The 25141-nt window shown below is 68.7% G+C and carries 28 protein-coding genes; 20 read left to right on the forward strand and 8 right to left on the reverse strand.

Annotation, left to right across the window (positions count from 1 at the left end):
* Positions 1–28: 28 nt before the first annotated feature.
* From pdxH to GSQ87_RS20615, 3 genes are read left to right on the forward strand one after another with little or no spacing between them, the layout of a single operon-like run.
* A complete protein-coding gene (pdxH, locus tag GSQ87_RS20605) occupies positions 29–664 on the forward strand; it encodes a pyridoxamine 5'-phosphate oxidase (RefSeq protein ID WP_158918269.1) in 636 nt (211 codons plus the stop codon).
* Positions 661–2178, forward strand: a complete 1518-nt coding sequence (locus tag GSQ87_RS20610; RefSeq protein ID WP_158918271.1) for a bifunctional aminoglycoside phosphotransferase/ATP-binding protein — start codon at positions 661–663, stop codon at positions 2176–2178. The genes pdxH and GSQ87_RS20610 overlap by 4 nt, the downstream gene beginning before the upstream one ends.
* The gene (locus GSQ87_RS20615) at positions 2175–3011 is read left to right on the forward strand and encodes a DUF1499 domain-containing protein (RefSeq protein ID WP_158918273.1); all 837 of its coding nucleotides are present in this window, start codon (positions 2175–2177) and stop codon (positions 3009–3011) included. Before GSQ87_RS20610 ends, GSQ87_RS20615 begins: the two co-directional genes overlap by 4 nt.
* A gap of 24 nt (positions 3012–3035) precedes the next feature.
* Here GSQ87_RS20615 and GSQ87_RS20620 read toward each other — a convergent pair whose 3' ends face one another.
* Complete coding sequence (locus GSQ87_RS20620) at positions 3036–3257, reverse strand: hypothetical protein (protein WP_158918275.1); 222 nt, start codon at positions 3255–3257, stop codon at positions 3036–3038.
* A gap of 96 nt (positions 3258–3353) precedes the next feature.
* Positions 3354–4256: an MBL fold metallo-hydrolase gene (locus tag GSQ87_RS20625; protein WP_158918277.1), complete on the reverse strand. Its 903-nt coding sequence runs from the start codon at positions 4254–4256 to the stop codon at positions 3354–3356.
* Between the two features lie 57 nt (positions 4257–4313).
* Between GSQ87_RS20625 and GSQ87_RS20630 the strand changes: the two genes are divergently transcribed.
* The gene (locus GSQ87_RS20630) at positions 4314–4463 is read left to right on the forward strand and encodes a hypothetical protein (protein ID WP_158918279.1); all 150 of its coding nucleotides are present in this window, start codon (positions 4314–4316) and stop codon (positions 4461–4463) included.
* Between the two features lie 3 nt (positions 4464–4466).
* Here the strand turns inward: GSQ87_RS20630 and GSQ87_RS20635 are convergent, their stop codons facing one another.
* Positions 4467–4874 (reverse strand): TIGR01244 family sulfur transferase, encoded by a 408-nt coding sequence (locus GSQ87_RS20635; protein ID WP_158918281.1) that lies wholly within the window; start codon positions 4872–4874, stop codon positions 4467–4469.
* Positions 4875–5185: 311 nt separating this feature from the next.
* On the opposite strand from GSQ87_RS20635, the gene GSQ87_RS20640 reads away from it, so the two are divergent.
* From GSQ87_RS20640 to GSQ87_RS20655, 4 genes are all read left to right on the forward strand, one after another.
* Positions 5186–6319 (forward strand): thiolase family protein, encoded by a 1134-nt coding sequence (locus GSQ87_RS20640; RefSeq protein ID WP_158918284.1) that lies wholly within the window; start codon positions 5186–5188, stop codon positions 6317–6319.
* 3 nt (positions 6320–6322) lie between these two features.
* Entirely contained in the window at positions 6323–8656 is a 2334-nt protein-coding gene (locus GSQ87_RS20645; protein ID WP_158918286.1) for a 3-hydroxyacyl-CoA dehydrogenase/enoyl-CoA hydratase family protein, read from the forward strand.
* A 4-nt stretch (positions 8657–8660) separates the two neighbouring features.
* Positions 8661–10451: an acyl-CoA dehydrogenase C-terminal domain-containing protein gene (locus GSQ87_RS20650; protein ID WP_158918288.1), complete on the forward strand. Its 1791-nt coding sequence runs from the start codon at positions 8661–8663 to the stop codon at positions 10449–10451.
* A gap of 65 nt (positions 10452–10516) precedes the next feature.
* Positions 10517–10963 (forward strand): PaaI family thioesterase, encoded by a 447-nt coding sequence (locus GSQ87_RS20655; protein ID WP_158918290.1) that lies wholly within the window; start codon positions 10517–10519, stop codon positions 10961–10963.
* Positions 10964–11121: 158 nt separating this feature from the next.
* Here the strand turns inward: GSQ87_RS20655 and GSQ87_RS20660 are convergent, their stop codons facing one another.
* Positions 11122–12033, reverse strand: coding sequence for a kinase (locus tag GSQ87_RS20660; RefSeq protein ID WP_158918292.1), 912 nt, complete (start codon positions 12031–12033; stop codon positions 11122–11124).
* Positions 12034–12043: 10 nt separating this feature from the next.
* A complete protein-coding gene (locus tag GSQ87_RS20665; protein WP_254063184.1) occupies positions 12044–12286 on the reverse strand; it encodes a hypothetical protein in 243 nt (80 codons plus the stop codon).
* A 145-nt stretch (positions 12287–12431) separates the two neighbouring features.
* Between GSQ87_RS20665 and GSQ87_RS20670 the strand changes: the two genes are divergently transcribed.
* The 4 genes from GSQ87_RS20670 to GSQ87_RS20685 all read left to right on the forward strand — a co-directional run bounded on the left by GSQ87_RS20670 (position 12432) and on the right by GSQ87_RS20685 (position 15359).
* Complete coding sequence (locus GSQ87_RS20670) at positions 12432–13004, forward strand: YqaA family protein (RefSeq protein WP_158918294.1); 573 nt, start codon at positions 12432–12434, stop codon at positions 13002–13004.
* Between the two features lie 42 nt (positions 13005–13046).
* Positions 13047–13577, forward strand: coding sequence for a disulfide bond formation protein B (locus GSQ87_RS20675; RefSeq protein ID WP_158918296.1), 531 nt, complete (start codon positions 13047–13049; stop codon positions 13575–13577).
* Positions 13574–14134 (forward strand): demethoxyubiquinone hydroxylase family protein, encoded by a 561-nt coding sequence (locus tag GSQ87_RS20680; protein ID WP_158918298.1) that lies wholly within the window; start codon positions 13574–13576, stop codon positions 14132–14134. The genes GSQ87_RS20675 and GSQ87_RS20680 overlap by 4 nt, the downstream gene beginning before the upstream one ends.
* A gap of 124 nt (positions 14135–14258) precedes the next feature.
* On the forward strand, positions 14259–15359 hold the full coding sequence (locus GSQ87_RS20685) for a bifunctional 2-polyprenyl-6-hydroxyphenol methylase/3-demethylubiquinol 3-O-methyltransferase UbiG (RefSeq protein ID WP_158918300.1): 1101 nt from the start codon (positions 14259–14261) through the stop codon (positions 15357–15359).
* 81 nt (positions 15360–15440) lie between these two features.
* On the opposite strand, the gene GSQ87_RS20690 is transcribed toward GSQ87_RS20685, so the two are convergent.
* The gene (locus GSQ87_RS20690) at positions 15441–16346 is read right to left on the reverse strand and encodes a site-specific tyrosine recombinase XerD (protein ID WP_158918302.1); all 906 of its coding nucleotides are present in this window, start codon (positions 16344–16346) and stop codon (positions 15441–15443) included.
* Positions 16347–16435: 89 nt separating this feature from the next.
* On the opposite strand from GSQ87_RS20690, the gene GSQ87_RS20695 reads away from it, so the two are divergent.
* Genes GSQ87_RS20695 through GSQ87_RS20705 form a run of 3 tightly spaced genes read left to right on the forward strand, consistent with a single transcriptional unit; the run spans position 16436 to position 19492 of the window.
* Positions 16436–17062, forward strand: a complete 627-nt coding sequence (locus GSQ87_RS20695) for a shikimate kinase (protein ID WP_158918304.1) — start codon at positions 16436–16438, stop codon at positions 17060–17062.
* Entirely contained in the window at positions 17059–18186 is a 1128-nt protein-coding gene (gene aroB, locus GSQ87_RS20700; RefSeq protein WP_158918306.1) for a 3-dehydroquinate synthase, read from the forward strand. The genes GSQ87_RS20695 and aroB overlap by 4 nt, the downstream gene beginning before the upstream one ends.
* A gap of 28 nt (positions 18187–18214) precedes the next feature.
* Positions 18215–19492: an HlyC/CorC family transporter gene (locus GSQ87_RS20705; protein WP_158918308.1), complete on the forward strand. Its 1278-nt coding sequence runs from the start codon at positions 18215–18217 to the stop codon at positions 19490–19492.
* A gap of 244 nt (positions 19493–19736) precedes the next feature.
* Here GSQ87_RS20705 and GSQ87_RS20710 read toward each other — a convergent pair whose 3' ends face one another.
* Positions 19737–20054, reverse strand: a complete 318-nt coding sequence (locus GSQ87_RS20710; protein ID WP_371416711.1) for a BolA family protein — start codon at positions 20052–20054, stop codon at positions 19737–19739.
* Between the two features lie 9 nt (positions 20055–20063).
* Between GSQ87_RS20710 and GSQ87_RS20715 the strand changes: the two genes are divergently transcribed.
* The 5 genes from GSQ87_RS20715 (at position 20064) to GSQ87_RS20735 (ending at position 24261) form a co-directional block, all read left to right on the forward strand.
* Positions 20064–20729, forward strand: coding sequence for a J domain-containing protein (locus tag GSQ87_RS20715; protein ID WP_158918310.1), 666 nt, complete (start codon positions 20064–20066; stop codon positions 20727–20729).
* A gap of 10 nt (positions 20730–20739) precedes the next feature.
* Positions 20740–21846, forward strand: a complete 1107-nt coding sequence (locus GSQ87_RS20720; RefSeq protein ID WP_158918312.1) for an FAD-dependent monooxygenase — start codon at positions 20740–20742, stop codon at positions 21844–21846.
* A 30-nt stretch (positions 21847–21876) separates the two neighbouring features.
* A complete protein-coding gene (gene cobS, locus GSQ87_RS20725) occupies positions 21877–22875 on the forward strand; it encodes a cobaltochelatase subunit CobS (protein ID WP_158918314.1) in 999 nt (332 codons plus the stop codon).
* A gap of 353 nt (positions 22876–23228) precedes the next feature.
* Positions 23229–23924, forward strand: coding sequence for a DUF2076 domain-containing protein (locus GSQ87_RS20730; protein WP_158918316.1), 696 nt, complete (start codon positions 23229–23231; stop codon positions 23922–23924).
* A 169-nt stretch (positions 23925–24093) separates the two neighbouring features.
* On the forward strand, positions 24094–24261 hold the full coding sequence (locus GSQ87_RS20735) for a hypothetical protein (protein WP_158918318.1): 168 nt from the start codon (positions 24094–24096) through the stop codon (positions 24259–24261).
* Between the two features lie 406 nt (positions 24262–24667).
* Here the strand turns inward: GSQ87_RS20735 and GSQ87_RS20740 are convergent.
* Positions 24668–25141: FAD-dependent monooxygenase (locus GSQ87_RS20740; RefSeq protein ID WP_174241480.1), on the reverse strand; the 474-nt coding region annotated here is incomplete at its 5' end.

The following is a 25141-nucleotide window of genomic DNA, read 5'->3' on the forward strand; positions in this document are numbered from 1 at the left end:
CGGCGTGCGGTGAATTCGGAGGGTGTCCATGCAATCGGCTGAGCAACTCGAGGCCGAACAGGTGGACGAACGCCTGTTCCAGGGCGACGAGCCCTTCGCCCTGTTCGATCGCTGGTTCGCGGACGCCAAGGCGGGCGAGCCGAACGACCCCAACGCCATGGCGCTGGGAACCGCCGACGCGGACGGCCTGCCGGACGTGCGCATGGTGCTGCTGAAGGGCCACGATGCGCGGGGCTTCGTCTTCTACACCAACATCGACAGCGCCAAGGGGCTGGAGCTGGCCGCCAATCCCAAGGCGTCGCTGCTGTTCCATTGGAAGTCGCTGCGTCGCCAGGTGCGGGTGCGCGGGCCGGTCGAGCCGGTCTCCGACGCGGAAAGCGACGCCTATTTCGCCAGCCGGCCGCGTGGCAGCCAGGTCGGCGCCTGGGCCTCGGCCCAGTCGCGACCGCTGCAATCGCGCGCGGAGCTGGAGCAGGCGGTGGAGCAGGTCGAGGCGCGCTTCGGCGACGCCCCGCCGCCGCGTCCGGACTTCTGGCGCGGCTATCGCGTGCAGCCGCTGGCCATCGAGTTCTGGCGCGACCGGCGCTCTCGCCTGCACGACCGCATGGTGTTCCGCCGCGAGGGACTGGACGCGCCCTGGACCACGCTCAGGCTCTATCCGTGAGCGGCTGGACGCGCGGGGAGGTCGATCCCGAGCTCGACGCCTGGATGGCGGCTGGCGCGGGGGGCGACGAGGCGTGTTGTGCGCGCCACGAGACCCCGATCGCCAAGGTCTACGTCTTCGCCGAGCGTGTGTTGAAGCTGAAGAAGCCGGTGGACTTCGGTTTCCTGGACTTCAGCACGCTGGACAAGCGCGAGTGGGCGACCCGGCGCGAACTGGATTTCAACCGCCGTATTGCGCCTGACGTCTACCGCGCCGTCCATGCGGTGACCCGCGGCGCGGATGGCGCGTTGAGTCTCGGCGGGCGGGGCGAGACACAGGAGTGGGTGATCGAGATGCGGCCTTTCGACAGCGACGCGATCCTGGCCAAGCATCCGGAGCGGATCGACGGCCCTCTGGCCGAGCGGCTGGGACGCGAGATCGCCCGCGTGCAGGCCGAGGCGCCGCTGACGCCGGAAGGGCGCGGCGCGGCGGGGCTGGAATATGTGACCGGCTCCAACGCCGAGCAGCTGCGTAGCCTGAGCCAGGAACTCGGGGCCGAGGCGGTGGAGAAGCTGATCGCCGACACCCAGGCGGCCTTCGTCCGCCACGCCGGCCTGCTGGATCGCCGCCGCGATGCGGGTCTGGTGCGACGCTGCCATGGCGACTTGCATCTGGGCAACATCGTCGTGGAGGACGGCCAGCCGATCCTGTTCGACTGCATCGAGTTCAGCGACGTGCTGAGCGAGATCGACGTGATGTACGACGTCGCCTTCCTGCTGATGGACCTGGGCTTCCGGGGCTGCGCGGAGGCCGCCAACCGGGTGCTGAACGGTTGGCTGGACGAGGGGGCGCGCAGCTTCGACGCCACCCAGATGGAGGGTCTGGTCGCGCTGCCGCTGTTCCTGTCGGTGCGTGCGGCGGTGCGGGCGCACGTGACCGGCCACGCGGGCGAGCTGGGGGCGGCGCGCAAATATATCGAAGCGGCGCAGCGTTACCTGGAGCCGCCCAAGCCCGGCCTGTGCGCCATCGGCGGCCTCTCGGGATCGGGCAAGTCGACCTTCGCGCGGGCTCTGGCCGTGCGCCGGTGGGGCGCACCGGGGGCGGTGGTGCTGCGCTCCGACGAGGTTCGCAAGCGTATGGCTGGGGTCGCGTCCACCGACCGCCTGCCTAAGGAGAGCTATACCGAGGAACAGGCCCAGAAGGTCTACGACCAGATGTTCGCCGAGACCCGCCCGGCGCTGGACGCCGGCTGGCCGGTGATCCTGGACGCCACCTTCCTGAAGCTGGAGGAGCGGGTGGCGGCACGCACCCTGACCCTTTCCGCTGGCATGGGCTTCCAAGGGCTCTGGATGGAGGGGCCGCCCGAGGTGCTGCGCAAGCGGGTGAGCGAGCGCCGCGGCGACGCCTCGGATGCGGACGAGCCGGTGCTGGACATCCAGCTCGCCCAGAACCTCGGGAACATCGACTGGGAACGTATTGACGCGACGGCTCCCAAGGAGGCGCAGTTGGCTGCTGCGGAAAAGGACCAGACATGACTTCGACGGGGGGAAGCGTTTCACACGGCCTGACGGGGCGGGTGGTGCGGCTGCGGCGCTGGATCGGTATCGCGGCGGTGGTCTGCGCGGTCGCCGCGCCCTTGCTGGTGCTGCTGGGCGCCGTGGGCTCCAAGTCCGGCTGGTTCGACATCCATGTGGGCTTCGACTGGATGGCGGTGCGTATCGCCCCGGCGCTGGCCATCGTCGGCGCTGCCCTAGGCGCATTGGCCCTGATCGGCGCGCTCGTCCCCCCGCGCGGGGGTGTGGTGATAGCCCTGGTCGCCGTAGCCCTGGGCGCGCTGGTGGCGGGGAGCGCGGCCTGGTGGCGGGCCGCTGCCGTGCGCAGTCCTCCGGTGCACGACACCGCCACCGACTGGAACGATCCGCTGATGTTCTCGGCCGCGATGATGATCGCGCGCGGACCCGACACCAATCCGATCGGCAGCGACCCCCTGGTGCCCTTTAGCCGGTTCACCGCTCTGCTGGCCGGCCAGAGGGTGGCTGTGGTCAACGCCAAGACCTGCCCGGCCGCCACGCCCATCACCCTGACCTCGCCGCCGGACCAGGCCTACGCCCGGTTGAAGGCGGCGGCGCTGCGGGTGGGATTGAAGCTGGTGGGCGACGACTCCGCGCCGGACGCCTCTGGGCGACGGAGGCTGGAGGGAACGGCGACCGGCTTCTGGTTCGGGTTCAAGGACGACCTGGCGGCCCGGCTGACGGCGGCGGGGTCGGGGACGCGCATCGACCTGCGGGTCTCAAGCCGGATTGGCCTGACCGACTTCGGACGCGGATGCCGGCTGATCGGGCGGGTCAGGCGGGCTGTGGGTGGGTAGGGCGAAGGACGCTTCGCCCGTTCGTCACCGGAAGCTGTCGTCTGGCACGATCTGCACGGGCGCGCCGTAGAGGCGGCGGGGATGCTGGAAGCGGTTGTCCGGGCGCTCGAGGAAGGAGCGGTGCTCCAGCACTGCGCGCCACTCCGATGGGGTCAGTCTCAGGGGCGCCGGTTCTCGGGCGCCCCTGCCGGTCGCGGCTTGATCGAGCACGGGATGTCCCTCGTCATCTGGGGTAATGGCGCCCATCGAACGTATCCCTCTGAATCTCGTTGCGGCTTATGAGGGGTAAATCCGCCGAGATAGCGTCCGACACTTGACGAATTGAGGCGATCTGTTGCCAAATCAAATAGTTGTGTGATCGGAGAGGCCCGGCAGGCGATAGCTCGCCTCCATTGTCGCCGCCCCGTCGACGGCGATCTGGCCGCCCGCCGCCATGTGGATCAGGTGCGCCCACACCGAGCGGCGCGCGGCGGGGAACAGCCGCTTGTCGATGCCCGCATAGAGGCGCGGCGTCAGTTCGGCGATGGTGCGCGGGCCCGCCGTCAGCTCCTTCAGGATTTGCCGTTCTCGGCGCAGGCGGTGGTCGCGATAGGCGTCGATGAAGGACGAGACTTCCCGCACCGGCGGCCCGTGGGTGGGCCACAGCACGTCGAACCCGCGGGCTTGAACCTTGTCGAGGCTGGCGTAGTAGGCGCCCATGTCCCCATCCGGCGGGCTGATCACCGTGGTGGACCAGCCCATGATGTGGTCGCCGCAGAACAGGGCGTTCTCTTCCGTCAGCGCATAGCAGACATGGTTGGAGGCGTGGCCGGGGGTGGCGATCGCCTGTAGCGTCCAGCCGGGACCGGCTATGGTCTGACCATCCTCCACCTCCATATCGGGCCGGAAGGCGACCTCGTCCGCTTCGCCCTCGCTCGAGGGCTCGGGGGGCGAAGACCGCCCGACGATCACCCCACCGGCCAGTTCCTGCAGCGGATGGGCGAGGGGGGAGTGGTCGGCGTGGGTGTGGGTGGTCAGGATGTGGGTGAGCCTGCGCCCTTCCAGCGCCTTCATCAGCGCGGCGAGGTGTTCGTCCAGCAGCGGCCCGGGGTCGATCACCGCCACTTCGTCGCCGCCCACCAGGTAGGTGCCGGTGCCCAGATAGGTGAACGGGCCTGGATTGTTGGCCACGATCCGCTGGATGCGCGGCGAGACCTGGTCCGGCCGCCCGTACTCGAACGTCATCTCGCGCTGGAAAGGGATCATCGCGCGCGGCCCGCCGTTTGCCCCTGGGGTCTCGAATATGGGGTTCGGGAGGCGGTCATGGCGGTTGCAGCGATGCTTTTCGTCTCGAAACGGCTCACCCTGGTGGCGGCGGCCCTGTTGTGTCTCATGGCGGGGCGCCTCCTGGCCGATGTGAGTTCAGCTTCCGCCGCTTCCCCGACCGAGGTGCGGGTGGCGATCACGCGCTAGCGCCTAGCGCAGCAAGGGCGAGAGGTCGTAGCCGGCTTCCCCCGCCAACTCCACGATCTCGGTCTTGGGCCGCCTGCCGAGCGTGGCTTCCCCCATCGCCCAGATCGTCACCGACCGCGTGCCCGAACGGCAGAAGGCCAGCACCGGGCCTGCCGCGCCGCTGACGGCTGTGTGCATCGCCTCTATCTGGGCTGGGGCGGCCATGCCGCTCACCGGAATGTGAACATAGCTCATGCCGGCCGCTTCGGCGGCCTTGGCCATCTGTGCGCCGGTCGGTTGGCCGGGGGCTTCGCCGTCCGGGCGGTTGTTGACGATCAGCTTGAAGCCAAGGGCCGACGCCGTCGCCATCTCCTCCGGAAGCAGTTGCGGGGCGACGGAGAAGTCGTCGGTCACGCGGCGGATGTCGGCCATGATGTCGGGTCCTTGGTCGGTCGGGCGGTGGTCCTAGCATATAGCTGCGGCCGCTTCGAAACCCAGGGGCCGCGCGCAGCTTGACCCCGGGGTTGAAACCCCGACGCAAGCGCGTACCACTTCCAACCGCAGGACACCTCGCGTTTCGAGGGGCCGCGAGGAGCCGGACGCGTGAGCGATCCCGACCCACATTGCGGATCGTTCGCGTCGCTGCTATCTGCGTGTCACGGTTGACGTATAGGTAAACCAAAAGACGTTAGCGAAGCCTCGGCCGACCAACGGCCGGGCTGAGGCTTAGGGAGCTTTATTCGATGAAGAACGTGGTCATCGCGGGCTATGCGCGCTCGCCGTTCCATTTCGCCGGCAAGGGCGAGCTGACGCGGGTGCGCCCCGACGACCTGGCGGCCCAGGTGGTGCGCGAACTGGTCGCCCGCACCAAGGTGAACCCCGCCGACATCGAGGACCTGATCATCGGCTGCGCCTTCCCAGAGGGCGAGCAGGGCTTCAACGTCGGCCGGCTGGTGGCCCAGCTCGCCGGCCTGTCCGTGACCGTCGCGGGCGTGACGGTGAACCGCTTCTGCGGCTCGTCGATGCAGTCGGTGCACATGGCCGCTGGCCAGATCGCGCTCGGCGCCGGGGAGGTGTTCATCTGCGCGGGCGTAGAGAGCATGAGCCGCGTGCCCATGGGCGGCTACAACCCGCTGCCCAACCCGGAACTGGCCAAGACCACCGCCGCCTATATCAGCATGGGCGAGACGGCCGAGAACGTCGCGCGCAAGTACCAGATCCCCCGCGCCGTCCAGGAAGCCTTCGCCGTGCGTAGCCAGAGGCTCGCCTCCGAGGCCCAGGCCGGCGGTCGGCTCGACGCCGAGATCGTGCCGATCAAGACCAAGGCCGGGGTCGTGGACAAGGACGGCTGCATCCGCTCCGGCACCACCGCCGAAGCGTTGGCCGGCCTGAAGCCCGCCTTCGAACAGGACGGCACCGTCACCGCCGGCACCGCCTCGCCGCTGACCGACGGCGCCTCCGCGGTGCTGGTGACCAGCGAGGACTACGCTCGCGCCCACGGCCTGGAAATCCTTGCCCGCATCAAGAGCGTCGGCGTGTCGGGCTGCGCGCCCGAGATCATGGGCATCGGCCCGGTCGCCGCCAGCCGCAAGGCGCTGGAGCGTGGCGGTGTCTCGGTTGGCGAACTCAGCATCGTCGAATTGAACGAGGCCTTCGCCAGCCAGGCCCTCGCCTGCGCGGGCGAACTCGGTCTGAAGGAAGAGATCATCAACATCGACGGCGGGGCCATCGCGCTGGGCCACCCGCTCGGCGCCACCGGCGCACGCATCGTCGGCAAGGCGGCGTCCCTGCTCAAGCGCGAGGGCGGCAAGTATGCGCTCGCCACCCAGTGCATCGGCGGCGGCCAGGGCATCGCCACCCTGCTGGAGGCCGTCTGAGCCATGGCTGACCAGAACAAGTCCGAGGGGATCAAGAAGGTCTGCGTCATCGGCGCAGGCGTGATGGGGGCGGGCATCGCCGCCCAGGTGGCCAATGGCGGGACGCCGGTGCTGCTGCTCGACATCGTCAAGGTCGGCGAGGCCGATCGCGACGCGGTGGCCAAGGGCGCGGTGGCCAAGCTGCTGAAGACCGATCCGGCGGCCTTCATGTCCAAGGCCGCCGCCAAGCTGGTCGAGACCGGCAATATCGAGGACCACCTCGAGCGCATCGCCGAGTGCGACTGGGTGGTCGAGGCGATCATCGAACGGCTGGACCTGAAGCAGTCGCTCTACAAGCGCATCGACGCGGAGCGGAAGCCCGGGACCGCGATCAGCTCCAACACCTCCACCATCCCGCTGGGCCAGCTGGTGGAGGGCCTGCCGGACAGCTTCCAGCGGGACTTCCTGATCACCCACTTCTTCAACCCGCCGCGCTACATGCGCCTGCTGGAGATCGTCACCGGGCCGAAGACCGACGCGGCGCTCGCCGCCAAGGTTGGATCGTTCTGCGACCTGACGCTGGGCAAGACCGTGGTGCGGGCCAAGGACACCCCCGGCTTCATCGCCAATCGCATCGGCACCTACTGGATGCAGCAGGCGGTCAACCAAGCCATGGACCTGGGCCTGACGGTCGAGGAAGCGGATGCGGTGCTCGGCAAGCCGCTGGGCTTCCCCAAGACCGGCGTGTTCGGCCTGCTCGATTTGGTCGGGCTCGACCTGATGCCGCACATCAACGCCAGCATGAAGGCCACCCTGCCGCCGGGCGACGCCTTCCACGCGACCAACCGCGACGTGCCGCTGATCGCCAAGATGATCACCGACGGCTACACCGGCCGCAAGGGCAAGGGCGGCTTCTATCGGTTGAACAAGGCCGCCGGTAAGGTGAAGGAGTCCATCGGGCTGACCACTGGCGAATACGCCCCGTCCAAGCCCGTGACCCTGCCGTCCGCCCTGGCCAAAGACGCCCGTGCGCTGTTGGCGTCGGACGACAAGCTCGGCCAGTTCGCCTGGAAGACCATGGCCCCGACCCTGGCCTACGCCGCCAGCCTGGTTCCCGAGATCAGCGACGACATCGTCGGCGCCGACACGGCGATGAAGCTGGGCTTCAACTGGAAGTTCGGACCCTTCGAGCTGCTCGACAAGCTCGGCCCCAAGGCCGTGGCCGAGCGGCTGGAGAAGGACGGCGCGGCCGTGCCAGACCTGCTCCGCAAGCTGGGCGAGGGGACCTTCTACAAGATCGAGGCGGGCAAGCGCCTGTTCTTCGGGACCGACGGCCAGTACCACGAGGTCAAGGTCCCCGAGGGCGTGCTCAAGCTGGAGGACGTCAAGCGCGTCTCCCAGCCGCTGCTGAAGAGCGGCTCGGCCGCGGCCTGGGACATCGGCGACGGCGTGGTCTGCTTCGAATTCACTGGCAAGATGAACGCGCTCGACGAGGGGGTGATCGGCCTGCTCGGCAAGACGCTGTCCCTGGTCAAGGCCAAGCACAAGGCGCTGGTGGTCTATACCGACGCCGACAACTTCTCGGTCGGGGCCAACCTGGGGCTGGCCCTGTTCGCCGCCAACATCGCCGCCTGGGGTGAGATCGAGCGCTCGATCAGCGGCGGCCAGCAGGCCTACAAGGCGCTGAAATACGCGCCCTTCCCGGTGGTCGCGGCGCCGGCAGGCATGGCGCTCGGCGGCGGCTGCGAGATCTGCCTGCACTCGGATGCGATCCAGGCTCACGCCGAGACCTATATGGGCCTGGTCGAGTGCGGCGTGGGCGTGATCCCCGGCTGGGGTGGCTGCGGCGAGATGATCGACCGCTGGAAGTCCGCGCCCGGCATGCCCAAGGGCCCGATGCCGGCGGTGACCAAGGTGTTCGAGACCATCTCGACCGCCACGGTGTCTAAGTCGGCGGCCGAGGCCAAGGAGCTGATGTTCCTGCGCCCGACCGACGGGATCACCATGAACCGCGACCGCCTGCTGGCCGACGCCAAGGCCAAGGCGCTGGCCCTGGTGGAGAACTACGCCCCGCCGCCCAAGCCCGAGTTCCGCCTGCCCAGCGCCGGCGGAAAGACGGCGATGGATATGGCGGTGGACGGCTTCCACAAGCAGGGCAAGGCCACCGACCATGATGTGACGGTCGCCGACGCGCTGGCCACCGTCCTGTCCGGCGGCGACTACGACCTGGTCGACGTCGTCACCGAGCAGCAGGTGCTCGACCTGGAACGCGCCGCCTTCCTGCGCCTGCTGAAAACCCCCCAGACCCTGGCCCGTGTCGAGCACATGCTCGAGACCGGCAAGCCGTTGAGGAACTGAGACGATGCAGACCTACAATGCACCGCTCCGCGACATGCGCTTCGTGCTGCACGAGCTGCACGGCCTGGAGAAGCTCAACGCCTTTCCGAAATACGCCGACTTCACCCCCGACGTGGTCGACAGCGTGCTGGAGGAAGCGGCCAAGATCGCCTCCGAGGTGCTGCTGCCCCTGAACGCCACGGGCGATCAGGAAGGCTGCGTGCTCGAGAATGGCGTCGTGCGCACCCCCAAGGGCTTCAAGGAAGCCTACAACGTGTTCCGCGAAGGCGGCTGGGCCTCGCTGGCGTCCGATCCCGAATGGGGCGGCCAGGGCCTGCCGGAAAGTGTGAATAAGCTGGTGGAGGAGATGATCTCCGCCACCAACTGCGCCTTCGGCCTCTATCCGGGCCTGACCCACGGCGCCACCCGCGCGTTGGAGGGCCACGGCTCCGAGGAGCTGAAGCAGACCTACCTGCCGAAGATGATCGAGGGGACCTGGTCCGGCTCGATGTGTTTGACCGAGGCGCACTGCGGCACCGACCTGGGCCTGCTGCGCACCCGCGCCACGCCCAACGAGGACGGCAGCTATCGCATCGACGGCTCGAAGATCTTCATCTCGGCCGGCGAGCACGACCTGACCGAGAACATCGTCCACCTGGTGCTGGCCAAGATCCCCGGCGGCCCGTCGGGCGTGAAGGGTATCAGCCTGTTCCTGGTGCCCAAGTTCCTGCCGAATGCGGATGGCACGGTGGGGCCGCGCAACGGCGTGGTCTGCACCGGCATCGAGCACAAGATGGGCCTGAAGGGCTCGGCCACCTGCCAACTCACCTTCGAGGACGCCCAGGGCTGGCTGATCGGCCAGCCGCACAAGGGCATGCAGGCCATGTTCACGATGATGAACGTAGAGCGCCTGTCGGTCGGCGTGCAGGGCCTGGGCATCGGCGAGGCCGCCTACCAGGCCGGCGTGGCCTACGCCAAGGACCGGCTGCAAGGCCGTTCGCTCTCCGGCGCCAAGCGGCCCGATCTGGCTGCCGACCCGATCATCGTCCATCCCGACGTGCGCCGGATGCTGATGACCATGCGGGTCTATGCCGAGGGTTCGCGCGCGGTCGGCGGTTGGGTCGCTCACGCCATGGATGTGAGCGAGGCCACCGACGATCCGGCGCTGAAGGAGGAGATGGAGGACTTCATCGCCCTGATGACCCCGGTGGTGAAGGCGCTATTCACCGACCTCGGATTCGAGGCGTCGAACCTCGCGGTGCAGGTCTATGGCGGCCACGGCTACATCCGCGAGCACGGGGTGGAGCAGTACGTTCGCGACTGCCGCATCTCGCAGCTCTATGAGGGCACCAACGGCATCCAGGCGCTCGACCTGGTCGGGCGTAAGCTGCCCGCCCACATGGGCCGCTATCTGCGCCGCTTCTTCCATCCGGTCTCGGAGTTCATCGAGGCCAACCGCGACGACGCCGCCGTCGGCAAACTGGTCGAGCAGCTGGAGCGCGCCTTCGGGGCGTTGCAGCTCTCCACCGGCCAGATCGCCCAGGCCTCGCTGAAGGACCCGGAGGAGGCCGGCGCCGCGGCGACCGACTACCTGCGCCTGATCGGGCTGGTGGCCATGGGCTACATGTTCGTCAAGTCGGCCAAGATCGCCGCGGAGAAGGCGCCGACCGCCAACGGCGACGCAGGCTTCTACGCCGATAAGATCACCAGCGCCCGCTTCTTCGTCGACCGCATCCTGCCTCAGGCCACCGCCCTGTTCTTGGCCATCAAGTCGGGCAAGGCCTCGATGATGGCGCTCGAGGAGGCTGCGTTCTGAGCGTGGCTCCAAGTCCGGCCCCGGCTTCGACCCCGGCGGCAGCGGCCGAGCCGCCACCGGGGTTCGTGGAACTTCCCGCCCTGGGGCTCGGCGGTTTCGACGCCCTGGCCCGGCCGTGGTTCCTCAAGGACGAGGACGGATCGCTGGTCGGCGGCTTCCGGGTCATGCCGCACATGGCCAACCCCAACGGGGTCTGCCACGGCGGGATGCTGGCGACCTTCTGCGACGTGCACATGTCGGTGGCGACGGTCTACCGGCATGCCGAGCTCGCGCCGCGCCTGCTGCCCACCGTCAGCCTGTCGCTGGACTACCTCCAGCCGATCCCGCTGGGCGCCTGGGTGCAGGGACGGGCGCAACTGTTGAGGGCGGGCCGTCGGCTAGCCTTCATCCAGGAGCTGCTGACCGTGGACGGCGTCCCCGCCGTGCGCGCCAGCGGCACGTTCAGCGTGCCCTCCGCCGATACGGGCGGGGACGAGATGCGTAGGCGGTTACGGGGTTTGCTGGGCACGTGAGGCTCCTTCTCCCCTTGCGGGAGAAGGAAGGGGCCCGCGTCGCGGAGCGGCGTGGGAAGGTTGAGGGGTCTTGCTGCGTTTTCAGCCGGAAGCCGAACATCGACCCCTCATCCTCCCAGCAAAAGCTGGGCCCCTCCCTCCCCGCAAGGGGAGAGGCGTTAAGCGAGCGCCCCATCCGCCCGATACCGCACGTCCTGCACCCCATGCCCGGCGTCCAGCGCGATCACCGCATCCGCCCGCGCCGGCATCTCCGCCAGGATGTGGCGGGTCAGGCGCTCGTAGTGCTGGATGAAGCGGGCGATCTGCGCGTCGCTCATCACCCGGTCGCCGCCCTGCGATCCCAGCCGGGCGCGCAGCTTGTGTTCCTGCAGAGTGCGCCAGGCCAGCACCTGCCCGAAGCCCGGCGCCTGGATCAGCACCAGGGCGTCCAGCCGGCCGAACAGGCGTTGGTACTCCGCCCCCAGCCGCGCATCGACCTCGCGCCGCCACGCGCCGCTAGCATCCTCGTCGCGTTCCAGGGCGTTGATCGGCGTGTCCAGGACGGCGGCCTCTTCGGGCTTCGCACCAATGCACCAGCCCTCGAACAGCACCACGTCCACCGGCGCCTGCACACGGGGCCAGGTCTCCAGCGGCGCGCGAGTGTCGACCGACTTGTCGAAGCGGGGCAGGGCGACGGGGCCGACGGCGCCCGAGGTCAGGGCGTCCAGCACCCGTTCGCCCAGCGCCACATCGTGGGTGCCCGGAACCCCGCGCGTGGCGAATAGCGGGTGACGGCTTTCGGCCAGCGCCGCGCGCGCCTCTCGGGTCAGGTAGAGGTCGTCCAACGACAACACGGCGACCGTCCGCCCTTGCAGCTCCAGCAGGCCCTGGACGAAGGCGGCCATGGTCGACTTGCCGCTACCTTGTGAGCCGCAGACCCCCACGATCACTGGTCGCGCCAGCTTCCCGCGCAGGTGTTCGATCCGCAGGGCGAGCGGGGCGAGCACCTCGCGCGCCGTCCGCGCGTAGCTGTCGGGCAGGGCGTGCTCGGCGATCAGACCGGCGATCGCGGTCTCGGTGCGCGGGTCCATGCGGGTCGGCTCAGCCGAGCTTGGCGATCCGCCCGCTGCGGCGGACGGCGGTGTCGTACAGCACCGGATTGGTGAACACCGAGACTTCGCACAGGATGTCGCCGCCCTCCGCGTCCGCCCACAGGTAGTTCCGTTCCACCTGCACCGGCCGGCCCGACGGCGCGAAGCCTTCATAGGTGTCGCCCCAGGGCAGGATGGCCTTCAGCTCGCGCCACGACAGGGTCATGGCCCGCGTCAGCTCGTCGTCGGCCATCTGTGCGAATTCGGCTAGCTGTTCGAATTGCGGAGGAGCAGGCACGGCGGTTTCCCGGATTTTTTAACGGTGGCGGCGTGATGACGCTTCGTGAACGCGACCGATCCCTGTTAGCAGCGCCCACAGCCTGAGAGAAACCACCCTTATGCTCCGTCGTCTCTACGAACGCATCCTGGCGCTGGCCGGCAGCCGCTGGGCCCTGCCCGCGCTTGCGGCGGTGGCCTTCGCCGAGAGCTCCTTCTTGCCGATCCCGCCCGACGCCCTGCTGGGGCCGATGGTGCTGGCGCGGCGCGACCGGGCGTGGCTCTACGCCTTCGTGGCCACGGCGGGCTCGGTGCTGGGCGGCATCCTGGGCTACGCCATCGGCTATTATCTGGCGCCCTTAGGCATCAAGCTGCTCTCGATGATGGGCCATAGCGGGGGGCTCGAGAGCTTCCACGTCTGGTACGCTAAGTTCGGCCTGTGGGTGATCCTGATCAAGGGCTTGACGCCCATCCCCTACAAGCTGGTGACCATCGCCTCGGGCCTGGCCAAGTTCAACCTGCCGATGTTCATCGCCGCCTCGATCGCCACGCGCGGCGCCCGCTTCTTCCTGGAGGCGGCCCTGCTCCAGCATCCCAAGGCCAAGGCCATCGTCGACCGGCACCTGATCCTGCTGCTGGCGCTGGGCGTGCTGCTGGTGGTGATCGCCTTCGTCGCGGTGAAGCTTATCGGCTGAGGCGCCTTCCACAGGGCCAGGGCTCCGATTAGATATCGCGCCATGGCATGGCAGTCGAAATACAAGAACGTCAAACCGACCACCCCCACGTGGTTCATCCTGGCCGCGATCGCCTCGGCGGCGATGCTGGCCATCGCCCACGGCTTCGAGACCTTCGGCCATCTGGCCCCGTGCGAGCTGTGCCTGCACCAGCGCGAGGGCTACTGGGCCGAGCTCTGGGTCAGCGTCATCGGCTACGGCGTCGCGCGGTGGCGCCACACGCTCGCCAAGCCCCTGCTGCTGCTGGTGGCCCTGGTGTTCCTGGGCGAGACGGTGATGGCCGCCTATCACGCCGGGGTGGAGTGGAAGTGGTGGCCCGGCCCCGCCCGCTGCACCGGCGGTCGCCAGTCGACGGCGGACCTGTCGGCCAGCATGGCGTTGCTGCTGAGCGGGGCCAAGACCCACATCGTGCGCTGTGACGAGGCCGCGTGGCGGATGCTGGGCGTATCGATGGCCGGCTGGAACGCCCTGGTCGCGCTGGCGCTGACGGTCGCCAGCGTCGTGGCGGCGATGCGGGTTAGGCGCCGGCGATGAGCGCCAAGCCTCCCGCCCGTCCGGGTCCCGGCGCGGCCAGCGCGCGGTTGGCGGAAATCCTGCGGGTGGATCACGCGGGCGAGTTGGGCGCGGTGTCGATCTATCGCGGCCAGCAGGCTGTGTTCGGCTCGGCCCGGCGCGACATGCCCATCGCCGAACAGCTCGGTGAGATGCAGGCGCACGAGGCCGCCCATTTGGAGGCCTTCGACAAGCTGCTGACCGCGCGGCGGGTGCGCCCGACCTTGCTGGCGCCGCTGTGGCGGATGGCGGGCTTTGCGCTCGGCGCCGGAACGGCCCTGCTGGGCGAGAAGGCCGCCCACGCCTGCACCGAGGCGGTGGAGTCGGTGATCGAGCAGCACTACGCCGACCAGATCGAGGAGCTGCGGGTCCGCGAACCCAAGCTGGCCGAGGACCTCGTCCGCTATCGCGACGACGAACTGGCCCACCGCGACCAGGCGGTGGAGAACGGCGCCCGCCAAGCCCCCGGCTACGCCTTGCTGTCCTCGGTGATCCGCAGCGGGTGTAGGGCGGCGATCAAGCTGGCGGAGAAGGTCTAGGGCTAGTTCGGCGCCAGGATTGGGCGGTTCGTTCAATCCGCTGAGGGCGGCGCCGTCGTGCAGCCCAGCCGGAAAGATGAAATTCGGCCACCCCGCCGGTCACGGTGGGCGGAGAGCGAGTGGGATGATCGACTTGTCCGAAGGCCCCGACTGCCCAATCTGCCAGACGCCGGGGCAAGGTCCGCTGATGTCCCTGGCCTTCCGGCGCAAGGTGCACCTGCCGGACCAGACCCGTCTCTATGCCTGCCGCGACTGCGACTTGGCGTTCTCATGGCCGAGGGACCCGGACAGCTACAAGCGCCATTACGGACAGGTGGCCAACGACTTCACCACGGGCGTGGAGACGTTCCGGAACCTGGAACAACTGGAGCGTCTGTCGCGTGTCATCGCCAGACGTGGGCTGAGGCGAATCCTGGACTTTGGCTGCGGCGGCGGCGGCCTGGTATCGGGCCTGGCGGGCCGCCATCCGGACGCGGACTTCGTCGGATATGACGTGAACGGAGGGTTTCCTCCTGCTTCCGCCAACCTGGCCTTCACCCAGACCCTACCGGAGGGCGCTTTCGATCTGGTCATTCTCAGCCACGTGCTGGAACACGCGCCCGATCCCGTAGGCATGGTTCGCCACATCGAATCCAGGCTGCAGCCGCGTCATCTGTACGTCGAGACGCCCGATCCGCAGGGCTACGCATCCCGCGATCAGCCCCAGCATCTTTATTATGTGGACCGGCTGCACATCAATCACTTCGGCCTCAACTCTCTGACCCGGACGTTGGGCGGGGGCTACGGACTGGTCGAATACGGGCGATACGACATGCCCTATGAGGTCGGACCGGTTTATCCGGCTCAGTACGCCCTGTTCACCGTGGCCCAGCGCGATGTCGAGGGTTCGCTGATGGACTATCTGGCCGATCAGGCCCGCAGGGCGGCGACCCTGAGAACCCGGATCGAGGACCAGCGGTTCTACATCTACGGGTTCGGCGACAACTTCTTCCGCAACCGCTCGCCCAGCGGGCCCCTCGCGGGCCTGGACGCCAACATCCTGGGCGTCATCGACCGCAACATCGAGGCTCTGCGCACCGAGCTTCCGGAGAGTTGGGCCGCCGTGCATCCCAACGATCTGGGCTCGATAAACGGCAAACTGATCGTCTGCACCGTCACCCAGTCGGGTGGGCTCGCGGCCCTATTCGCAGCGCTCTGCCCGGACAGCGAAGTGATCCACCTCTAGGGGATCGCTCTCCGCGTCCTCAAGCGGCTACCGATCAACGCCTGAGGGTCGAAAGCCGCCCTCTGCATCCCCGACTGCCGCTCACCCCTTCGCCAGCGGGTGCGCCTTTTCCACGGTCTGGCGCAGGCGTTCGGTGGTGACGTGGGTGTAGATCTGGGTAGTGGCGATGTCGGCGTGGCCGAGCAGGGTCTGCACCGCGCGCAGGTCCGCCCCGCCCTCCAGCAGGTGAGTGGCGAAGGCGTGGCGAAGCACGTGAGGGCTGATCCGCACCGGATCGATTCCCGCCCGCGCCGCCGCCTCGTCCAGCAGCTGCCCCACCCGCCGGGGTGTCATCCGCTTGGATGCGCCGTGCGAGCAGAACAGCCAGGGATTGGCCTTGTCGCCCCTGGGCAGGAAGCCCCGCCGGTAGTCGAGATAGGTCTTCAGCGCGATGCGCGCCGGTCCGTTCAGGGGCGCTAGCCGTTCCTTGCCGCCCTTGCCCTTGACGATCAGATAGGCCGGATCGCGCGCCACCGCCTGTAGGGTCAGCCCCGTCAGCTCCGACACCCGCAGGCCCGCCGCGTAGAGCACCTCCACCATGCAGGCCAGCCGCGCGGCCTCGGGCGGCTCCAGGGCTTCGGCTGAGGCGATCAGCCGTTCGATTTCCTCGCGCGAGACCAGCTTGGGCAGGGCGCGGGGCTTCTTGGGCGCATCGACCCGGCGCGAGGGGTCGTCCTTGCGCCAGCCCTCCTCCAGGGCGAAGCGGAAGAATTGGCGCACCGCCGCGCGCCGTCGCGAGGCGGTGGCCGCCGACAGGCCGCGCGCGCCGAGATCGGCGAAATAGGCCTCAACCTGCTCCATCGAGGCCTTTTCCAGCGTCGCGCCGCATGTGCGGACGAAGGCGTCGGCGTCGGCGAGGTCGCGGCCATAGGCGAGCAGGGTGTTGCGGGCCGCCGCGCGCTCGGCCGACATCATCTCCAGGAAGGTCTCGATGTGGGGTGTCGGCATGGTTGGCTGTCGGTGGGCGAACAGGGTTGGCGAGCTGAGGGCGGGGACGTGGCGCAGGTTGGGCCGTTCGTGTTAAGTCCTGGTGTCTTATGGCGGAGCTGCAACACGCTTACCCGGAGACGGAGGCTTCCTCCGCAGTCCGGCCCCACCCGCGCCTGGCGGCGCGGTCCATCGTGCTTGTCGGGCTGATGGGCGCGGGCAAGACCACGGTGGGTCGGGCCCTGGCCGGCGCGCTCAGGATGCCGTTCCGCGACGCCGACCATGAGATCGAAGACGCCTACCGCGGCGCCATCGCCGAAATCTTCGCCGAGCGTGGCGAGGCCGAGTTCCGCGACGGCGAGCGCCGGGTGATCAGCCGCCTGCTGAGCCAGGAGCCGCCCCACGTGCTGGCCACCGGCGGAGGGGCCTTCATGCAGGCCGACACCCGCGCGGTGGTCCAGGCCCATGCGCTTTCGGTCTGGCTGAAGGTCGATCTCGACGTGCTGGTGCGCCGCGTCTCGCGCAAGTCCAACCGGCCGCTGCTCAAGGGTCGCGATCCGCGCCAGGTCTTGAGCACCTTGGCCGAGCAGCGCTATCCCCACTATGCCGAGGCGACGCTGACGGTGGAGGCCGGCGACGCCAGTTGCGCCGCCTCGGTGAACGCGGTGATCGACGCCATCAACGCCCACCTGTACGCCGCCGACGCCAGCACGGCCGCCGGAGAAGGTCTGTCTTGAACGCCACCGAACATCCGCGCCGCGTGCGTGTCGGCCTGGGCGAGCGCGACTACGAGGTGGTGATCGGGCCGGGCCTGATCGACCGCGCTGGTCGCTTGCTGACGCCATTTCTGCCCAGGCGCCGCACGGTGATCGTCACCGACGCCAATGTCGCCGCCCACCATGGCGAACGGCTGGCCTCGGCCTTGGAGGCGGGTGGGATCGCGGTCGACATGATCGCCCTGCCGCCGGGCGAGGAGACCAAGAGCTTCGCCGGGCTGGAAGATCTCTGCGCGCGCCTGCTGGCGCTGAAGCTGGACCGGGGCGACGTGCTGACCGTGTTTGGCGGCGGGGTGGTGGGCGACCTCGCCGGGTTCGCGGCCGCCATCTACAAGCGCGGCATCGATTTCGTGCAGATCCCGACCACCCTGCTGGCCCAGGTCGACAGCTCCGTCGGCGGCAAGACAGCCATCGACACGCCTGCCGGCAAGAACCTGATCGGCGCCTTCCACCAGCCCCGCGCGGTGCTGGCCGACCTCGACGTCCTGGCCACCCTGCCGGCGCGCGAGGTGCGGGCCGGTTACGCCGAGGTGCTCAAGTACGGCCTGTTGGGCGACGCGGACTTCTTCGACTGGCTGGAGGCCAATGGCGAGGCGGTGCTGCGGCTGGAGACCGGCCCGCTGGCCTACGCCATCGCCCGCTCGGTGGAGATGAAGGCGGAGATCGTGGTCGAGGACGAGCGCGAGGTCGGCCGCCGCGCCCTGCTCAACCTCGGCCACACCTTCGCCCACGCGCTGGAGAGCGAGACCGGATTCGGCTCGGCCCTGCTGCACGGCGAGGCGGTGGGGATCGGCTGCGCGCTGGCCTTCCGCCTGTCGGCCGAACTCGGCCTCTGCTCGCCCGAGGACGCCCAGCGCGCCGAATGCACCATCGCCAAGGCCGGCCTGCCGACCCGCCTGCACGCCCTGTCCAGCGCGCCGTTCCAGGCCGACCGCCTGCTCGACCACATGCAGCAGGACAAGAAGGCCGAGGGGGGCCGGCTGGTGTTCGTGCTGGCGCGCGCCATCGGCCAGGCCTTCACCGCCAAGGACGTGGATCGCGACGCGGTCCTGCGCTTCCTGATCGCCGAAGGCGCGCGGCCCTGACGCGCCCAGCCCAGCTGTTGCAGCCCTCATGATCGCCATCTTCCTCGTCGGCTTCCTGGTGCTGGGGCTGCTCTGCGTCTCGGGCCTGTTCTCGGCGGCCGAGACCGCCCTGACCGCCGCCAGCAAGCCGCGCATGCACCAGCTCGAACGCGACGGCGACAAGGCGGCCCGGCGGGTCAACCTGCTGATCGACGACCAGGAGCGGATGATCGGCTCGGTCCTGCTCGGCAACAACGTGCTGAACATCCTGCTGTCGTCGCTGGTCACCGAGCTGCTGGCCCATTCGATTCCCGGCGCGGAGGGGGTGGCGATCGCCACGGGCCTGGTGACGGTGCTGGTGCTGGTGTTCGCCGAGGTGTTGCCCAAGACCCTGGCCATCGGACGTCCCGACGAGGTGGCGCGCGGCCTATCCTGGCCGACCCTGGTGGTGGTGCGGGTGTTCGGTCCGGTCATCGCCGCGATCCAGGTCTGCATCCGTGCGGTGATGAAGCTGTTCGGCGTGGACCTATCGGACCTGTCCGACGCCGCCTTCGCCCAGGCCGAGATCCGCGGCGCCATCGACTACCACCACGACGAGGGCCTGGTGGAGAGCCGCGACCGTCGGATGCTGGGCGGGGTGCTGGACCTGGCCGACATGGACGTCTCCCAGGTCATGGTCCACCGCAAGAACATCGTCATGCTGGACGCCGACGAACCCGCGCGGATGGTGGTCGCCCAGGCGCTGGAGGCGCCCTACACCCGCATGCCGCTGTATCGGGGCGAGACCGAGAACATCGTCGGGGTGCTGCACGCCAAGGACCTCGCCCGGGCCATGGAGGCGTCGGGCGGCGACCTGGACTCCATCGACATCGCCAAGGTCGCCACCGAGCCCTGGTTCATCCCCGACACCACCAACCTGAAGGACCAGCTCAACGCCTTCCTCAAGCAGCGCAACCACTTCGCCCTGATCGTGGACGAATACGGCGCGCTGCGGGGGCTGGTGACGCTGGAGGACATCCTCGAGGAGATCGTCGGCGAGATCGAGGACGAGCACGACTTCGTGGTGGAGGGCGTGCGCCGCCAGGCCGACGGCTCGGTGAACCTGGACGGCTCGGTGGCGATCCGCGACCTGAACCGCGCGCTCGACTGGGACCTGCCCGACGACGACTGGGTGACGGTGGCGGGCCTGGTGATCCACGAGGCCCAGACCATCCCGGAGCCCGGCCAGACCTTCATCTTCCACGGACACCGCTTCCAGGTGCTCCGTCGGCAGAGGAACCAGATCACCGCGCTCAGGGTCAGTCCGCCGTTGGAAGAGGCGGGGTGAGGGGCTGCCTGCGATGGAGCGACGGTCGGACCGAAGCGGCGCATTGACGCAAAGCGACCGATGGCTTCCTCATCCGCCTATCCCCGCAAAGGCGGGGATCCAGGTGAAGGCCGCCGGCGTTTGTGGGTGGATTTGAAGCCTCGCCTTCGCGGGGGTGCGCGGTTTAAAAGTTAAGCGCTTCGCTTCCCTTCCGGCTTTCGCGCCAGAGGTCTCGACGCCAGCTCTACGATGCGATCTCCGCCATCTAGCCGCCTTCTCCCGGTGCGAAAGCCTGTACGGACAAGGCGTGGACCGGGCCGGCGAGTTCGGCGGCCAGGACCGCGTAGACCTGCCGCTGACGTTGAAGCCGGCCGACGCCGGTGAACGCCGAGGTGGTTATCTTAACGGTGAAGTGGCTTTCTCCACCCGCGCGGGCTCCGGAGTGGCCAGCGTGTTTATCGCTGTCGTCGACGACCTCCAGCCGTTCGGGGGCGAAGGCGGCGGTCAGCTTTGTGGTAATCTCTTGGGCCATGGTCGTCATAATGATCCCGTCAATGCTTGAACGTGAAAAGTTCAGCCGCATACTTCGCGCATGAGCGGCGCGTTCGAATACCGGCCCAAGTTCGTGGACATCCGCATCCGGCCCCCCAAGGCCGCGGCGGAGGCCAAAGCCGAACGTGAGGACGTAAACCATCTCAAGCCCGGAGAGCGGCGCTGCGAATGGCCGGACTGCCCGTCCAAGGCCATCTCACGCGCGCCGAAGTCGCGGGAGATGATGAACGAGCACTACTGGTTCTGCCAGCCCCACGCGGCCGAGTACAATCGCAACTGGGACTTCTTCGCCGGCATGAGCGAAGGCCAGGTCGCCGCCGCCCAGGCCTCGCGCCTCACCGGCGACCGGCCGACCTGGGAATTCAAGGCGTCGCGGATGTCGCGCGAGGCGGCGTCGATCGCCGCCAAGATGGGTACCGCGAACGGCAAGGGCGCGGGCGCCTATTCCGATCCGCTGGGCGTCTTCCAAGGCGTCCACACGCACAAGCCGGAAGCCACCACCCGCCAGCTTGGGCGGCTGGAGCGGCGGGCGCTGGAGGAGATGGACCTGGACGAGCGCGCCGACAGCGCCGCGATCCGGATCCGCTATCTGGAGCTGGTCAAGCGTTTCCACCCCGATTCAAACGGTGGCGACCGTTCCACCGAGCAGAAGCTCGCCAAGGTGCTGCGGGCCTACAAGACGCTGAAGGCCTCGAAGCTGGTCTGAGGAGGCCCGCATGGGACCGATCCTGATCGTGGGCGCGGGTCCGACCGGGCTGGCCGCCGCCCTTTTCCTCTCCGTCGCCGGCGTCGCCTGCCGCATCGTCGACCGGGCCGACGAACCCGCGCAGCTTTCCAAGGCGTTGGCGGTCAATCCCCGCACCCTGGAGCTGCTGGAGCCGACCGGGGTCAGCGCCAGGATCATGGCCGAGGGTCGCCCGATCCATCACTTCCAATTGCGCCGGGGCGGTGCGGTGGTGCTGACCATGGACCTGGACGAACTGGGCGCGGCCTATCCCATGACCGCCTTGCCGCAGGCCCGCACCGAGGCGCTGCTGGCCGAAGCGCTGGCGGCCTATGGCGTGCATGCCGAACGCGGCGTGTCCTTGAGCGACCTGTCCCAGACGGTCGACAAGGTGGTCGCGGTCCTGGCCCATCCCGGCGGCCGGGTCGAGACGGCGGAGACGCCGCTGCTGTTCGCCGCCGACGGCGCCCACAGCCGGGTGCGCCACGTGCTGGACATCGGTTTCCCGGGCTCGGCCTTCCCCGAGCCCTGGCGGCTGGTCGACGTCCGTTTCGAGGCCCCGGTCGAGGGGGCGGAAGGCTATGTCGAGTTGCATCCCCACGGCCTGGTCTTCGCCCTGGCGTTCGACCCGGCGCACTGGCGCATCATCTCCACCGTCGGCGATCCGTTGAATCATCTGCCCGCCGGGGCGGTGGTCAAGGACGTGCCCTGGGCGTCGGACTTCCACATTTCCCACCGCATCGCCGACACCCTGGCCGTCGGGCGGGTGGCGTTGGGCGGCGACGCGGCGCACCTGCATTCCCCGGTCGGCGCGCGCGGCATGAACCTCGGCATCGAGGACGCCTATGTCTTCGCCCATATCGCCAAGGAGGTGCTCGACGGTGCGCCGGAGCGGCTGCAGGACTATGGCCGCCTGCGCCACGTGGTGGACAAGGGCGTGGTGCAGCGGATCGAAGCGATCAGCCGGATGGCGCGCGGGGAAGGGCTATGGAGCGTGGTGCGCGAGGTCGCCCCGCACCTCGCCGGCTCGCTGCCGCCCCTGCGCCGGATGATGGAACAGACAGTCTGCGGGCTGGACCACGCCGTGCAGCTTTCCTAAGTGGTCTGTGTTGATTAGACAGGCCCGGCCATGGCGTTAGACACAGCTCCCCACGACACGCTCCTTTCCGTCACACCGGATCGTCAGGTCTCCCTGCGCGACGCGTTCGGCGTCGACTCCGACATGATGGTCCCCGCGTTCAGCGAGGCCGACTCGCACGTGCCGGACCTGGACCCGAATTATCGCTTCGATCCCCAGACGACGCTGGCGATCTGCGCGGGCTTCGCCTTCGACCGGCGGGTGATGGTCCAGGGCTATCACGGCACCGGCAAGTCGACCCACATCGAGCAGGTGGCGGCCCGGCTGAACTGGCCGCTGGTGCGGGTGAACCTGGACGCTCACGTCTCGCGCATCGACTTGGTCGGCAAGGACGCCATCGTCCTGAAGGACGGCAAGCAGGTCACCGAATTTCGGGAAGGCATGCTGCCTTGGGCGATCCAGCGGCCCATCGCCCTGGTGTTCGACGAGTACGACGCGGGCCGCCCGGATGTGATGTTCGTGATCCAGCGGGTGCTGGAGGCCCAGGGTAAGCTGACCCTGCTGGACCAGAACCGCGTGATCCGGCCTAATCCCTATTTCCGCCTGTTCGCCACCACCAACACCATCGGGCTGGGCGACACCACGGGCCTGTACCACGGCACCCAGCAGATCAATCAGGGCCAGATGGACCGCTGGTCGATCGTCACCACCCTGAACTACCTCGCTCACGAGGTGGAGGCCGAGATCGTGCTGGCCAAGTCGCCGGGCTACGACACGCCCGAGGGCCGGCGCGAGATCAACGCCATGGTCCGCGTCGCCGACATGACCCGCAACGCCTTCATGAATGGCGACATCTCCACCGTCATGAGCCCGCGCACGGTGATTACCTGGGCCCAGAACACCACCATCTTCGGGGATGTGGGCCTGGCCTTCCGTCTGACCTTCCTGAACAAGTGCGACGAGCTGGAGCGGGCCACGGTGGCGGAGTTCTACCAGCGCGCCTTCGGGACCGACCTGCCGGAATCGGCGCTTCGGGTGAAGGTCGCCTAGGCCGGCGCGCTGCGGACATCCGTCGCACCCATCTTACAATCCTGTGGGTTGAAGGTCAGAATCCAAGGCGCGATACCTAGGTCATGCCGCACAGACGGCTGACCGATCGGGAGTTCGGCTATGGACATCATCATCTACAGCCTCGAGACCGCGCGTGTGATCCACGAAGCGCCCGTCGCGACCCCGGTGGAAGCCCCCGCCAAGGCGGCCTGAGTCGGCGATGGCCCATGGCCGCTGGACTCCGAGTGAACAAAGCTTAATCGAACAGCGTTGCGGGCGGTCTGGAACCGTCCGTTCGGCTCGCCAAATAAGGGGCGGGCGGCGGAACGCCCGCCTTCGAGGATGATCGACTAATGACCCCGGAAGAACGCTCCCTTCTGGCCCACTTCCTTCAGGACCTGACCCAGACCCGTGGCGGGTTGAAGGACGCCGAGGCGTCCGACCTGATCGAGCGCACCGTCCGCGCCAATCCGGATGCCGCCTATGTGCTGGTCCAGCACGCCATCATCGCCGATCAGGCGCTGCACGCGGCGCAGGCGCGCGTGGTCGAGCTGGAGAGCCAACTGCGTTCCGGGTCGCAGCCCCAGGGCGGCGGCGCCAGCTTCCTCGGCGGCGGTCAGCCCGCCCAGCCGCAGTACGCGCAACAACCTTATGGCCAGCAAGGATACGCCCAGCAACAGCCCTATCCGCAGCAGGGCTATCCTCAACAAGCCTATGGGCAGCAGCCCTACGGCGCCCAGCCGCAGGCGCCGCCGCAACAGGCGGGCGGTCTGCTCGGCGGCCTGTTCGGTGGCGGTGGCGGCGGCCAGCCGGCCCAGCCTGGCGGCTTCGGCAGCTTCCTACGCACGGCGGGCACCACCGCGGCGGGTGTGGCCGGCGGCGAGATGCTGTTCAGCGGCCTGTCCAACATGTTCGGCGGCGGCCATCATGGCGGCGGCGGATGGGGCGGCGGCCAGCCCGTGGAGAACGTCACCATCAACGAGTATGGCGACGGCGACAGGGGCGGTGGTTATGACGACGGCGGCTACGACGACGGCGACACCTACTGAGCCCCGCCAGGCGGGACGGGTTTTTAACGAACGCGGCGTAGGCTGATCATCGATGAGCAGCCGAAACCGCCCGCCTTCCGTAGCCGATGACGACGCGCCGGCCGGCAAGTCGCTGGTCCCTGTCGACGAGCCTCCTGCTCCGAAGCGGGAAGGCGTACGGAGAGCCATCATGTCCGCCGCCGAGGCGCATCTCCTGGCCCAGGCCGAGCGCCGGCGAGGTCTGAAGGCCGGGCCGCAGGCCGTGGCGGCGGCGAAGTCGGCCTACACCGAGGCGGAATGGTCCGGCGAAGCCGACCGGCGTCGCCCGCTGGGCGCGATCACACGCAAGCGCGTCTGACGGAGGCGACCGCGCCGTCCACCTCTGGCGCGGGTCTTGCTGGGGCCTTCGGATACGATCCGGGGCGCCCATGTTCAGATACCTGTCTTTCGGGAGTTCGGCGTTCGGCGCCACGGCCTTGCGGACCTTCGACGTCCTGTTGGCGACCCTGATCTTCACCGCCCTGACCTAAGCCTGCGCCTCCGGCGGACCGGCGCCGCGGTGCGGGCAAAAAAAAGCCGCACCCGAAGGCGCGGCTAAAGTTCATAGGGAGGAAACGCCCAGGAAGGGCGACAACGTCGAAACGTTGGTGAGGACTATCTACTTCGCACCGCAGCATAAGGCAAGGGGAAATGTCGTTTTTCCGCGCAAAGGCGCATGGAATTGCCGGATTGTAAGGCCTGCGGCGGAAAAGTGGCCGCCGCGCCTAGTTTTTGCTTTGTTGCGTCGCACCATTTCCGGGTTCGGCATCGCCGTACAACCAGTCCAAATGTGCAGCTGAGCCGTCGGCGCCGGGGGCGCTGGCTCTCGCCGCAAAGAAGGTGGCGCGACGTAATGGGCGCGGCAGGTGGAACAGGCGGCCATTACGCCTCGCCCAGTTGCGGACGCGGGCGGTGCGGGGCCGCCGCTCGGCGCCATAGCTGGCCAGGGCGCTAATCGGATCGTCCCCGCCGTCCAGCCAACGCGCGAGCGCGCAGGCGTCCTCGATCGCCATGCCCGCGCCTTGCGCCAGGAATGGAACGGTCGGGTGGGCGGCGTCGCCGAGCAGGGCGATGCGGCCGAGACTCCAATGGGTCAGGGGCGGGCGGTCATGGATCGCCCAGCGCCAGCAGGTCTTGGTTTCCGCGATAAGCGCCGAGACCGGCTCGGGCCAGCCGATGAAATCGGCGGCGAGCCGGTC

Origin of the sequence: Caulobacter sp. S45 (assembly GCF_009765965.1) — a bacterium.
Lineage (GTDB): Bacteria > Pseudomonadota > Alphaproteobacteria > Caulobacterales > Caulobacteraceae > CAHJWH01.